This is a genomic window from Vibrio sp. CUB2 (assembly GCF_001557945.1).
Lineage (GTDB): Bacteria > Pseudomonadota > Gammaproteobacteria > Enterobacterales > Vibrionaceae > Vibrio > Vibrio owensii.
In genome coordinates this window covers 266,057-278,755 of sequence record NZ_LNRB01000005.1, presented here as the reverse complement: position 1 = coordinate 278,755, position 12,699 = coordinate 266,057, and the positions used below count along the sequence as shown (strand labels likewise).

General features: G+C 44.1%; 11 protein-coding genes. 8 read left to right on the top strand and 3 right to left on the bottom strand.

The window, feature by feature from the left end; genetic code table 11:
- Nucleotides 1–32: 32 nt before the first annotated feature.
- Nucleotides 33–1,469, top strand: coding sequence for a 16S rRNA (cytosine(1407)-C(5))-methyltransferase RsmF (rsmF, locus tag ATB78_RS10300; protein WP_061008610.1), 1,437 nt, complete (start codon nt 33–35; stop codon nt 1,467–1,469).
- Nucleotides 1,470–1,805: 336 nt separating this feature from the next.
- Here the strand turns inward: rsmF and ATB78_RS10295 are convergent, their stop codons facing one another.
- On the bottom strand, nt 1,806–2,642 hold the full coding sequence (locus tag ATB78_RS10295) for a S1-like domain-containing RNA-binding protein (protein WP_045481081.1): 837 nt from the start codon (nt 2,640–2,642) through the stop codon (nt 1,806–1,808).
- Between the two features lie 183 nt (nt 2,643–2,825).
- Between ATB78_RS10295 and ATB78_RS10290 the strand changes: the two genes are divergently transcribed.
- The gene (locus ATB78_RS10290) at nt 2,826–4,178 is read left to right on the top strand and encodes a hypothetical protein (RefSeq protein WP_061008609.1); all 1,353 of its coding nucleotides are present in this window, start codon (nt 2,826–2,828) and stop codon (nt 4,176–4,178) included.
- A 22-nt stretch (nt 4,179–4,200) separates the two neighbouring features.
- On the opposite strand, the gene ATB78_RS10285 is transcribed toward ATB78_RS10290, so the two are convergent.
- Complete coding sequence (locus tag ATB78_RS10285) at nt 4,201–4,692, bottom strand: DUF4442 domain-containing protein (protein ID WP_009706137.1); 492 nt, start codon at nt 4,690–4,692, stop codon at nt 4,201–4,203.
- Between the two features lie 396 nt (nt 4,693–5,088).
- On the opposite strand from ATB78_RS10285, the gene ATB78_RS10280 reads away from it, so the two are divergent.
- Together ATB78_RS10280 and ATB78_RS10275 are read left to right on the top strand one after the other, a co-directional pair.
- Nucleotides 5,089–6,141: a 3-deoxy-7-phosphoheptulonate synthase gene (locus ATB78_RS10280; RefSeq protein ID WP_061008608.1), complete on the top strand. Its 1,053-nt coding sequence runs from the start codon at nt 5,089–5,091 to the stop codon at nt 6,139–6,141.
- A 32-nt stretch (nt 6,142–6,173) separates the two neighbouring features.
- Nucleotides 6,174–6,656: a YajQ family cyclic di-GMP-binding protein gene (locus ATB78_RS10275; RefSeq protein WP_005443962.1), complete on the top strand. Its 483-nt coding sequence runs from the start codon at nt 6,174–6,176 to the stop codon at nt 6,654–6,656.
- A gap of 136 nt (nt 6,657–6,792) precedes the next feature.
- Here the strand turns inward: ATB78_RS10275 and ATB78_RS10270 are convergent, their stop codons facing one another.
- Nucleotides 6,793–7,713, bottom strand: coding sequence for a bifunctional precorrin-2 dehydrogenase/sirohydrochlorin ferrochelatase (locus tag ATB78_RS10270; RefSeq protein ID WP_061008607.1), 921 nt, complete (start codon nt 7,711–7,713; stop codon nt 6,793–6,795).
- Between the two features lie 461 nt (nt 7,714–8,174).
- Between ATB78_RS10270 and ATB78_RS10265 the strand changes: the two genes are divergently transcribed.
- The 4 genes from ATB78_RS10265 (at nt 8,175) to ATB78_RS10250 (ending at nt 12,361) form a co-directional block, all read left to right on the top strand.
- A complete protein-coding gene (locus ATB78_RS10265) occupies nt 8,175–9,203 on the top strand; it encodes an amino acid ABC transporter substrate-binding protein (protein ID WP_009706139.1) in 1,029 nt (342 codons plus the stop codon).
- A gap of 80 nt (nt 9,204–9,283) precedes the next feature.
- Complete coding sequence (locus tag ATB78_RS10260; RefSeq protein ID WP_061008606.1) at nt 9,284–10,489, top strand: amino acid ABC transporter permease; 1,206 nt, start codon at nt 9,284–9,286, stop codon at nt 10,487–10,489.
- Between the two features lies 1 nt (nt 10,490).
- A complete protein-coding gene (locus ATB78_RS10255; RefSeq protein WP_005443946.1) occupies nt 10,491–11,588 on the top strand; it encodes an amino acid ABC transporter permease in 1,098 nt (365 codons plus the stop codon).
- A gap of 23 nt (nt 11,589–11,611) precedes the next feature.
- Nucleotides 11,612–12,361 carry an amino acid ABC transporter ATP-binding protein gene (locus ATB78_RS10250; RefSeq protein ID WP_005443945.1) on the top strand — a complete coding sequence of 250 codons (750 nt, stop codon included), beginning with the start codon at nt 11,612–11,614 and terminating at the stop codon, nt 12,359–12,361.
- Nucleotides 12,362–12,699: the final 338 nt, after the last annotated feature.

Here is a 12,699-nt window from a genome sequence, read left to right as displayed (position 1 = left end):
TTTGCGGCAAATTCTGCAATCGAGATTTCACTTTGCATCCTAACGTTTACATCCCAGAAGCCTTTTTGGAAAAAATCCAAACCATCCTCCCTGCTCACCTCAACATGGAAGACTTTATCGCGTCGTGCCAAAAGCCACTGCGAAAAAGTATTCGTGTTAATACGCTTAAGATCAGCGTTGAAGCGTTTTTAGAGCGCGCAGAAGCAAAAGGCTGGAAGCTTTCTCCTGTACCTTGGTGTGAAACGGGCTTTTGGATTGATGCGGATGAATCGGTTGTACCACTTGGTAACACCGCTGAACACATGTCAGGGCTTTTCTACATCCAGGAAGCCAGCTCAATGATGCCTGTCTCTGCCCTATTTATGAATAATGAATCGTACGATGCGGTTCTCGATACTGCGGCTGCACCAGGCTCAAAAACGACTCAAATTGCTGCGTTGATGAATAACGAAGGCGTTTTGGTTGCAAATGAATACGCGGCAAGCCGAGTGAAAGTGCTTCATGCAAACATTGAGCGCTGTGGCGTGCGTAACGCGGCGCTAAGTAACTTCGATGGTCGTGTGTTTGGTGGCTGGCTCCCAGAGCAATTTGACGCCGTTCTACTCGATGCGCCGTGTTCTGGTGAAGGTACGGTTCGTAAAGATGAGGATGCAATGAAGAACTGGACGCAAGCGTCCGTCATTGAAATTGCCGATACGCAGAGAGATCTTATTGAAAGTGCGTTCCATGCCCTAAAACCAGGTGGCGTAATGGTTTACTCAACCTGTACGTTAAGCACCGAAGAGAACCAGCAAGTTTGTCACCATCTAAAAGAGACATTTGGTGACGCTGTTGAATTCGAAAGCTTAAAAGATCTGTTTGAAAATGCAGAAGCGGCACTGACCGAAGAAGGATTCTTGCACATCTTCCCTCAAGTTTATGACTGTGAAGGCTTCTTCGTCGCTCGAATTCGCAAGCTCGCGGCAGTTGAAGCACCAAAAGTGAAGAAGCGCATGGGTAAATTCCCATTTGCTAAAGCATCAAACAAAGAATCTGCAGAGGTCGCTAAGCAGTTGCAAAACGCAATGGACATCAAGCTGCCTGAAGACAGCACGGTTTGGATTCGTGATAAAGATGTGTGGCTTTTCCCAGACGCACTAGAACCGATGATTGGCGAGCTGCGTTTCTCTCGCATGGGCATCAAGATTGCTGAAGCGCATAAAAACGGTTACCGCTGGCAGCACCAAGTTGCGACAGCTCTCGCTACAGGTAATGAGAGTAATGCGATTGAACTGACCATCGAAGAAGCGCGTGAATGGTATATGGGTCGTGATGTTCGTCCTCAAAACATTCCAGCTGGGATGAAGACGGGTAAAGGCGAAGTTCTTGTAAAGTACGAAGGTGCCATTATTGGCCTTGGGAAATGGGTAAGCAACCGCATCAAAAACGGTCTTCCACGCGAATTAGTGCGAGATAAGAACTTATTTTAGTAGCAAAGTGAAATGCTATAAATAAATGAAAAGCCATCGTATTTACGATGGCTTTTTGGTTCTAAAGCATGATTGGAACTGGGTTCACTAGCGATCCGAGTGCGCTGTACTAAACTGAAGTTATCAAAGCATCGCTTTGAAACGGCATTTCTCTCTATGTTTAACCAACCATATTGTTGGTCAAAAAAGTTTAGCGCAGGCTCTATAAAGGAGCCGTTTCCCCTAGGCCCAAAATAAGGACGAGTTTGGGCCATTTTTTTGGCTGGTATTTTTCAATTCGCGTTCAAATCTTTTCGACTAGGACGCGATCCACCAGCCAAATTGCATCTTTAGTCTTTATTCAGCGAGACGAATTCCGTCTTTCTCAATAACGATTTTGCCTGCTTTGTATAGACCACCGATGGTCTTTTTGAACGTGCCTTTACTCGTGCGAAATGCGTCAAAAATCGCTTCTGGAGAAGATTTATCGTTAAGAGGCAAGAATCCGCCCTTCTTCTCTAGTAGCTCAACGATCTTGCTAGATAGGTCATCCATCTTAGCGACACCAACTTTTTGTAGCGCTAAGTCAATCTTACCGTCTTCACGAATTTGCTTAATGTAACCTTTTAGCTTTTTACCGATAAACAGCTTTCCGAATACATCAGATGGGAAGATCATGCCCCAGTGCTCGCCGTTCACAATCGCCTTGTAACCAAGTTGGCTGCGTTCTGCGATGATGAGGTTAACTTCTTCGTTTACTTGATAGTTTGCTGGCGTTTTATCTAGCCACTTATTGAACTTGGTTGTACCTACGATACGACCAGATGCTTTGTCTGTGTATACGTAAACCAGAATGTTTTGACCAGCAGTAAAGCGAGCACGTTGCTCACTAAACGGGATAAGAAGATCTTTTTCTTTAATACCCCAATTAACGAATGCACCAGTGCTGCTCACACCTTCAACTTGCATTAGGCCCCACTCGCCAACTTGAGCGATGGGTTTATCAATGGTCGCAGCTAGCTGACTTTCTGAATCAAAGTAAAGAAATACGTCAATATGATCGCCTACGTTTGTACCCTCTGGTACATATTTATTAGGCAGCATGACAGAGCCGTAATCATCACCATCCAAAAATACGCCAAAATCAGCCGTTTTAGTGACTTCTAAGCTGTTAATTTGACCAATTTTAATCATTGAGTTTGTCTCTTTTTAAATTTACTGGGAATTATACCCAAACTAACAAGAAAATCAGAGAGAAAACCAAACCTCTCTGTTATGCTGTGCTCGTTCAACAATTTATCCTAGCCCGCCCTTAAGTTATTTCAATGAACGGACGCTTTTGGATATAGGATGCTTTAGCAAAATCAGGAGCTTTCCTTGGTCACTGTCGACAAACAAGACTCGGTAACTTTAAAAATTAGCCATGCATTGGCAAAGAGTAAAACGCTCGACCTTGATATCTATGTTTTCGTACCCGGAGAGTTGGGTTTAAATTCCGACATCATTAGCGAATCCGAGTTCTACTACACTTCAATCACGCAAAAACGTTCTTACTACAGTACAGAGGTGCTTTTGCCTTTGGTGCACAGCCGTCTTGCTAAACGTGGTCGTCTGTCCAATCGCCAGTACCGCGTCAGTTTGAGTTTGTTTGCGTATCAATACGTTATTGCGCTTGATAAAGCCGTCGCTGCGTTAAATAAACATGATAGTGACAGCGTAACAGCAGAAGAAGTGGATGAGGTTATTGAATTGACGCTCGACATTCTGAAGCGTCTGCGTCGTTCGATCCCTTACGAAGAAAACCTCAAGCGTTACTACGTTAACATCGATAATTACTTGTCTTGGTACACCGAGCAAAAGTTCCTATCCCTTGTCGCTCACCTTCCCCGTGAAGGTGATTACAGTACGATCAAAGAGCGTTTGATTACTCTGTGTGAAAAAGAACAAGCGCATCGTAAGTTGAATAACTACAACTCAGCGAGCGTCGTTGAGGACGTGACACGTTTGTCGAACAAAATGCGCTTATTGAGACGTTTGATTGAGCACCCAATTGTTTTGCGTGAAAAAACGATGTCGATGGGTAACAACATCAAACGTGCAATCAAAGGTATCGCGACGGGCTTAGTTATGGTCGTTGTGACAAGTACCGTTATCCTTGCGCGAGATTACCTAGGTGAGATTTCTGCGCCTTTCATTATTGCGATGTCCTTTATCTATGCGCTACGTGAAATCTTTAAAGACGACTTGCGTGACGCAATGTGGCGTTGGATTCGTAAGGGTAAGCCAAAGTGGCGTAAAAAGTACATGGATCCGACGACGAAGAAAGTCGTTGGCCGTAAACTGGAATGGCTAGACTATCGTTCGCTTTCAAGTTTGCCGGATCGTATTCAAAACATTCGTAAGAAGCGTGTGGTTCAGCGTGAAGAACAAATCCTGCATTACCATGCTAAGACTGAGATGGCGACGTCGTTGTTTTTGAGTGGTTACGAGCAAACGCGCGAAACGTTGAACATTAGTTTGCGCCCTATTATTCGTTTAATGGATAAGAGCTCGAACCGAGTCTATCGTTTGAATGATGGGCAAGTAAGTAAAGAGTCGGTAGAGAAACGCCACCTTCTCAATGTGATTGTCAAAGAAGACAACCACACTGATGAGCCCGTTTATTACCGTTGGAAGGTCGTGCTTAATCGTTCAAAGATCGTCTCTCTTGAGAAAATCGAACTGGTTTAAGCCCACAATATGAATTCTGAAATTAAGCAGCTTGTTTTTTAGCTGCTTTTTTAATGGAAAGCGTAAGAGAAAACTCGGCCATAGGTTCATTACCATTAATGCTCGGACACAAGGCGGTGATCTTCACATCTCGATTGATACGTTCACCGGTTTCTAATGTCATTCGCAACATTTCATCAATCAATGGACCATCGTGACACACAAAATGCACGTCGCCTTCAGGACGTTTTAGAAACTCAGCTGTCACGCCTTTAAAAGCAAGAGAGATACGCTCTCCCTGCTCTTCTGCTTTACTCATAGCAAGAAAGCCACCAGCGACATCGGCACCAACAGCAAGCGCACCAAAATACATACTATTGAGATGGTTCTTCGTTCTTCGCTTTAATGGAATTTTAACTTCAACGTGTTGATCATCGATGGCAAGGATCTTTGGTCTACACAACCAGATAAGTGGAACTTTAGAAAAGCCAAAAAGGTTTAAGTAAAGATTTGCACGGCGAACAGCAGATAACATCTTGGTCTCCTTACCAGACTAGTCAGACCAGTTAATCAATGAAGCGCTAAAATGTCAAAGAAATGTTAACAAGAAATCGATCTACGTAGGCAATTTAGCAATCGGTTTCTTTCCTGTAAGGTTTTACGTTGAATATGAAACACCCACCACACCTAGCTCTAACGCTTAAAATGCCAAATTTGCGTGTTACTAAATAGAAAAACTAGTTATAAATTCAAACGACTATGTATTGATCTCTGCCGCCGTTTTTGTCATTTATACATAACTATCATTTATGATAAGCCACAGCATTACATACATTTCGGTATTTACTAGATAAGAATCCCGTGAAACGGTTTATTCCTAACTATAATTCCGTTATCTTTACCGCTTCGCAATAGAGAATAAAGCTATAACATGCCTATTAAAACAGATGAATTGAGAACCCAACCTTTGGGTCCAATGCCGACACCCGCAGAGCTAGGTAGCGTACATCCAATCACTGATGATGTAGCAGACCGTATTGCTCAATCTCGTCGACAAATTGAGAAGATTTTGACTGGTGAGGATGACCGTATCCTTGCTATCGTTGGCCCATGTTCAGTGCACGACACTGAAGCGGCAATTGACTACGCAACTCGTCTTGCGGACATTCAAGATAAGTACAAAGATGAACTGTTCATTGTTATGCGTACTTACTTTGAGAAGCCTCGTACCGTTGTTGGTTGGAAAGGTCTTATCACCGACCCTAACCTAGATGGTTCATACGCACTTGAAGCTGGCCTTCACAAAGCTCGTAAACTGCTACTGGATATCAACAAGCTTGGTCTTGCAACGGCTACTGAGTTTCTTGATATGATCACAGGCCAGTACATTGCTGATCTGATTACGTGGGGCGCGATTGGCGCTCGTACAACAGAGTCACAAATTCACCGTGAAATGGCGTCTGCCCTATCTTGTCCAGTTGGCTTCAAGAACGGTACAAACGGTAACGTGAAAATTGCGATTGATGCGATTCGTGCGTCTAAAGCATCACATTACTTCTACTCGCCAGATAAGAATGGTCGTATGACAGTTTACCGCACAAGTGGTAACCCATATGGTCACATCATTCTTCGTGGTGGTGAGAAAGGTCCAAACTTTGATGAAGCGTCAGTGAAACAAGCGTGTGAAGCGCTTGCAGAATTCGACTTGCCACAACGTTTGATTGTAGACTTCAGCCACGCAAACTGTCAGAAGCAGCACCGCAAGCAAATTGAAGTTGCACAAGACATTTGTGAACAAATTAAATCAGGCAGTACTCGCATTGCGGGTATCATGGCAGAGAGCTTCATTAAAGAAGGCAATCAGCCAATGACTGATATTCAAAACCTAACTTACGGCCAGTCGATTACTGACCCATGTCTAGGTTGGGATGATACTGTGACTATGCTAGATATGCTGGCAGAAGCAGTAAAATCCAGTAAGTAATTTCCCTATAACAAGATAATCAAGGAATCTTCATGCCATCGTTTGATATTGTTTCAGAAATCGATACCGTTGAACTACGTAACGCGGTTGATAACGCTAACCGTGAACTGTCTACTCGTTTCGATTTCCGCAATGTGAATGCGAGCTTTGAGCTAGTAGAAGAAAATGTAAAAGTGTCAGCAGAAGGCGAGTTCCAGCTTAAGCAAATGCGTGACATCCTACGTAGCCACTTGGCAAAGCGTAACATTGACGCGAACGCTATGGATGCAAAAAATCCAGAAGCGACGGGTAAGAACTGGCACCAAAACGTTGCTTTCCGCCAAGGTATTGATACGCCAACAGCGAAAAAGCTAGTTAAACTAATCAAAGACGCGAAGCTTAAAGTTCAAACGTCTATCCAAGGCGACAAACTGCGCGTAACGGGTAAGAAACGTGACGACCTGCAAGCGACGATTGCAACGATCCGTGAAGCAGAGATGGGTATCCCATTTCAGTACAACAACTTCCGTGATTAATTGCGCTCTCCTATTCTCTTAATATAGAGAACGGGAACAGTGGAATAAAAAACGCCGACGAAATGTTCGTCGGCGTTTTTGTATGTCTGTTTTGAAACCCTATCTATTGCAAGAAGCTATGAAGGTGTACTTCTTATCAGATTACAAGGTCCTGTCCTTGTAGTAGAGAAAACTCACTTGTTCCTTGAGGAATGAAGACACAAACACGAAGTTTCTCTTCTTTGGCCTTTCTAAGCATGTCAGAGAGTTCAGTCGCGCTAGAAAATGCCTCACGTTCCGCATCTCTTCTTACCAGTTCCATTACATCTGCTTCGCATTTGGTTGAGTAAAGTGCCAACTCTGCTTGCTGCATGTATCGTACAGCCTTAATCGGCAGCATCTCTACATCTTTACCCACTTGAATCCAAGTGCAGCTTCCCGTTTCATCCAATGGCTTTACCATGGTTTCTTGATAGATGGTTTCAAGCTCACGATTATCTCGCGCGTTTTCTACTTCAGGATGAGAGAAATAGTTCTCCCAAAACTTACGGCGTAGATCGACGCTTGGTAGCGCTTCTTTAATCGAGTTACGTTTTGAATTAGCAAACTCCGCCATCAATCCCATATTTTGCGGCAGAATCGCTTCTAACTTTTCTCGAATATTACGGATCAATACAGGAGACGCACCGCCACTCGAGATAGCGATTTGAATACGTCCGCGATTAATCATTGAAGGCGTAATGAAATCACAGTAAGGCTTGTCGTCTACGACGTTGACTAAGATGCCCAACTCTTTTGCGTCTTTATAGACCTGATGATTCAGTTCTGGGTTATCTGTGGTTGCCCACACTTGAATGAAAGAGTTTGTGACAAGGTCACTTGAATAAAAACGTTGAATCCAATGCACTTGCTGCTCTTGAGCAAGTTTATCAAGAAAGTCGACAAGACTTGGGGAGACAATGGTGATATCTGCGCCAGCTTTAAGTAACGCCTCAACTTTGCGGCTCGCTACTTCACCGCCACCGACAACCAACACGGGTTTATTCACTAAATCTAAGAATAGAGGAAAATATCGCATTTCAATCCATGATCACTTCAAATAACTATCGAAATTCATGCTACCAAAAATGGGGCAATCACTTCACCTTGTTTCGACTTCACAAATAATATTTGTTCAAATTTTTGGCTTACATAGCCACCCTACACTAATGACACTTTTAATAACAAATTATTATCCTCTTGTTTTAATCCATCTTTTGTTGATTGTTCTGATGCACCAATCTGACAATTAGTTGCACTATTTACAAACAATTAACATTTCGTCATTCTAAATCGCAAGGAACGTTGTGACTTCTCTCCAAAACTCTTTTTAAATTATATATTTGAGAATTAGCAGATCCTTTCCTACGCTTATAACTGATTGATTTGACGATGACCGTTTCTTCTAAAATCAATCACGTAGGACGAAAACACAAATGAACAGGACACGTTGTATCAGGTCGCTCCTGATTTAACATGGATCATACAGGAAGGATACAAATGGCAAATAAACTCACAGTTCTTGCTTCCGTCGTAGCGGCTTCTACTGCCATGATGGCTACTTCAGCTCAAGCAGCAGACACTACTCTGGACAAAGTCACAAAACAAGGCTTTATTACTTGTGGCGTTAGTACCGGTCTACCTGGTTTCTCAAACCCTAACTCAAAAGGTGAATGGGAAGGTATCGACGTAGAATATTGCCAAGCACTGGCTGCAGCCGTTCTTGGGGATAAAACGAAAGTTAAGTATGTACCCCTAACCGCGAAAGAACGATTCACTGCACTACAATCGGGTGAAATCGATGTGCTTTCACGTAACACCACCTGGACACTACACCGTGATACGGCTCTTGGTCTGAACTTTGTCGGCGTGAACTACTACGACGGTCAAGGTTTCATGGTTAAGAAAGACCTTGGTGTTTCAAGTGCAAAAGAGCTTGATGGCGCATCAGTATGTGTTCAATCAGGTACAACAACCGAGCTAAACCTTGCAGACTACTTCCGTAACCAAGGCATGGCATACAAACCAGTGGTATTTGATACTGCTGCGCAAACTTCTAAAGGTTTTGATGCTGGCCGCTGTGACGTACTAACTACTGACCAATCTGGTCTGTACGCGCTACGTCTGAATTTGAAAGACCCTTCTTCTGCTACCGTTCTTCCTGAGATCATCTCTAAGGAACCACTAGGTCCTGTTGTACGTCAAGGCGACGACCAATGGTTCAATATCGCGAAGTGGACTCTATTTGCGATGGTGAACGCAGAAGAGTACGGCATTACCTCTAAGAACGCAGATGAGATGTTGAAATCGAAAGATCCAAACATCAAACGTATTCTTGGTGTGGACGGTCCTAAAGGTAAAGGTCTAGGTATCCGTGACGATTGGGGCTACCAAGTTATCAAGCAAGTCGGTAACTACGGTGAGAGCTTCGAGCGCACGGTTGGTACAGGTTCGCCTCTGAAAATTTCTCGTGGTGTAAACGCACTATGGAATGCAGGCGGCTTCATGTACGCGCCACCAATCCGCTAATACAACGATTATCACAGGGCGGTTTATGCCGCCCTTTTTCGTGAGTGAATCTATAAATAAGGGTTTGAGGTTATCGCTGTATGAAACCGACGAATGATGCATCGCCAAGTACGATGTCCAAACCAAGCGGAAGTAAGAGCCTGATTTACAATCCAGCCTTTCGCTCCGCACTTTTCCAGATCATTGCCGTAGCCGCACTGGTATTTTTCTTTTACACAATCATCAACAATGCACTGACCAATCTCGATGCGCGTGGTATCGCAACAGGTTTTGGTTTCCTTAATCAAGAAGCAGGCTTTGGGATCGGCCTGACTCTTATCGAATACGACGAAACATTCTCTTATGGACGTACCTTTGTCGTTGGTCTTCTTAATACCGCACTGGTTTCTGTGCTTGGTATTATCCTCGCAACCGTTATTGGTTTTGTTATGGGTATCGCGCGTCTCTCCTCCAACTGGCTGGTGAGTCGATTAGCGGCGGTATACATTGAAACGTTCCGAAATATCCCACTACTTCTACAAATCTTTTTCTGGTATTTCGCGGTTCTTCAAGCGCTCCCATCACCAAGACAAAGTATGAGCCTTGGTGAAGCGATCTTCTTGAACGTTCGTGGATTGTATTTCCCAGCTCCTGTGATGGAAGCAGGAAGCGGCTTGGTTATTGCTGCACTTATCTTTGGCGTCATTGCGACGGTTTTGATTAACGTGTGGGCAAACAACAAGCAACGTTTAACAGGTCAACAAACGCCAATGGGCCGAATTGCGCTTGGATTAATTGTTGGGCTTCCTTTGATTGTTTACTTCATCGCAGGTATGCCGATCTCTTTGCAGTATCCAGAGTTAAAAGGCTTTAACTTCCGAGGTGGCATCAGCATCATTCCTGAGCTAGCTGCACTTCTATTGGCATTGAGTGTCTATACCGCGTCGTTCATTGCTGAGATTGTTCGCTCTGGTATTAACGCTGTAAGTCATGGCCAAACTGAAGCAGCAATGTCGCTTGGTTTACCACGCACAAAAACGCTTAAGCTGGTCGTGATTCCTCAGGCATTACGTATCATCATCCCTCCTCTTACTAGCCAATACTTGAACCTCACCAAGAACTCCTCGCTGGCAATGGCGATTGGTTACCCAGATCTGGTTTCTGTATTCGCCGGTACCACGTTGAACCAGACCGGACAAGCGATTGAAATCATCGCAATGACCATGGGCGTTTACTTGACGTTGAGTTTGATTACTTCAGCGTTGATGAACTTGTACAACCGTAAAGTGGCACTGGTGGAGAGATAATATGAGTACACATCAATTTCAGCCAGATCTCCCGCCGCCAGCAAACACGGTTGGTGTCGTAGGTTGGCTACGCAAAAATCTATTCAATGGACCAATCAACTCGATTGTGACGCTGATTCTGGCTTACATCGTATTCTCAGCACTCTGGAATATCGTCGATTGGGCATTCATCAATGCTGATTGGGTCGGGACAACAAGAGATGATTGTACACGCGAAGGCGCATGTTGGGTTTTTATCAGCGTCCGTTGGGAACAGTTCATGTATGGATTCTATCCAGAAGCTGAACTCTGGCGCCCTCGTCTGTTCTACATAACATTGGCAATCTTTACGGTGCTACTTGCTTACGAGAAAACGCCGAAACGTATTTGGATTTGGTTGTTCTTCGTAAACATTTACCCATTCATTATTGCTGCATTGCTTTACGGTGGCGTATTTGGTCTCGAAGTCGTTGAGACACACAAATGGGGTGGTCTACTAGTTACGTTGATCATCGCGCTTGTTGGTATCGTGGTTTCACTTCCAATTGGTGTGGCGTTAGCACTTGGCCGACGTTCAGATATGCCGATCATCCGCAGTATCTGTACTGTTTACATTGAAGTGTGGCGTGGTGTTCCGCTTATTACCGTTCTGTTTATGGCCTCGGTAATGCTGCCTCTGTTCTTGGCTCAAGGCTCAGAAACTGACAAGCTCATCCGTGCGCTAATCGGTGTGGTCATGTTCAGTGCGGCTTATATGGCAGAGGTGGTACGTGGTGGTTTGCAGGCGATTCCGAAAGGCCAGTACGAAGCCGCAGATGCACTCGGCCTTACCTACTGGAAAAAGATGGGACTGATCATTTTGCCTCAGGCGCTGAAGATCACTATCCCTTCTATCGTGAACACGTTTATCGGTCTCTTTAAAGACACCAGTCTTGTGCTTATTATTGGTATGTTTGACGTACTGGGCATTGGACAAGCTGCGAATACCGACCCTGAGTGGTTAGGCTTCGCAACAGAAAGTTATGTATTTGTCGCGTTAGTGTTTTGGGTATTTTGTTTTGGCATGTCGCGTTACTCGATATGGCTTGAAAACAAACTGCATACCGGTCACAAACGATAACTCACTAAGATCAAGGACGTATTATGACGCAACAACAAGATTACATGATCCAGTTGAAGGACATGAATAAGTGGTATGGTGAGTTTCACGTACTAAAGAACATCAACCTAGACGTAAAGAAAGGCGAAAAAATCGTTATCTGTGGACCATCGGGCTCAGGTAAATCGACCATGATTCGCTGTATCAACCGTCTCGAAGAGCATCAAGCTGGCAGCATTTATGTATCGGGCACTGAACTTACAGAGGACCTGAAAAACATTGAAGCGGTTCGTCGTGAAGTGGGCATGTGTTTTCAGCACTTTAACCTCTTCCCTCATCTAACGGTTTTGGAGAATTGTACGCTTGCCCCTATCTGGGTGAAGAAAATGCCAAAAGAAGAAGCCGAAGCCATCGCAATGCAGTATTTAGAGCGTGTTAAGATCCCCGATCAAGCCGACAAGTATCCAGGCCAGCTCTCCGGTGGCCAGCAACAACGTGTGGCAATTGCCCGCTCTCTTTGTATGAGCCCTAAAGTGATGCTGTTTGATGAGCCGACATCGGCACTCGACCCTGAGATGGTGCGTGAGGTTCTTGATGTAATGGTCGAACTGGCAGAAGAAGGCATGACCATGTTGTGTGTAACGCACGAAATGGGCTTTGCTAAAGAAGTGGCTGACCGAGTTATCTTTATGGATGCGGGTGAAATCATCGAAGAGAATAACCCTGTCGACTTCTTCGAGAATCCGCAATCGGATCGAACCCAGAACTTCTTAGCTCAAATCCTTCACCATTAAAACGGATTAAGTACATAGCTAAAATTGTAAAGCGCTGACATCAAAATCAGCGCTTTTTCTTTGTTTAAACGGTTGCTACTCACTCATGTTACGAAAATCCAGTTGATTCAAGATGTTGTAAATTCGCGCAATCTTGAAACCTACTTCGTGAGCTGCGCTTCAGAGCTTTGAATAGTAAGCCTTTCTTCGCTATGCAAGGCGGTAATATTGTGTTACAAGTTGCCACATACATAACACATTATTTCTATTATTATTTTGTTCTAGATATACATGTGGCGGGCTTGATTTTTTGAGCTATCGGGCCCATATATGTCTATATATTAAAGATAAGACAGTCC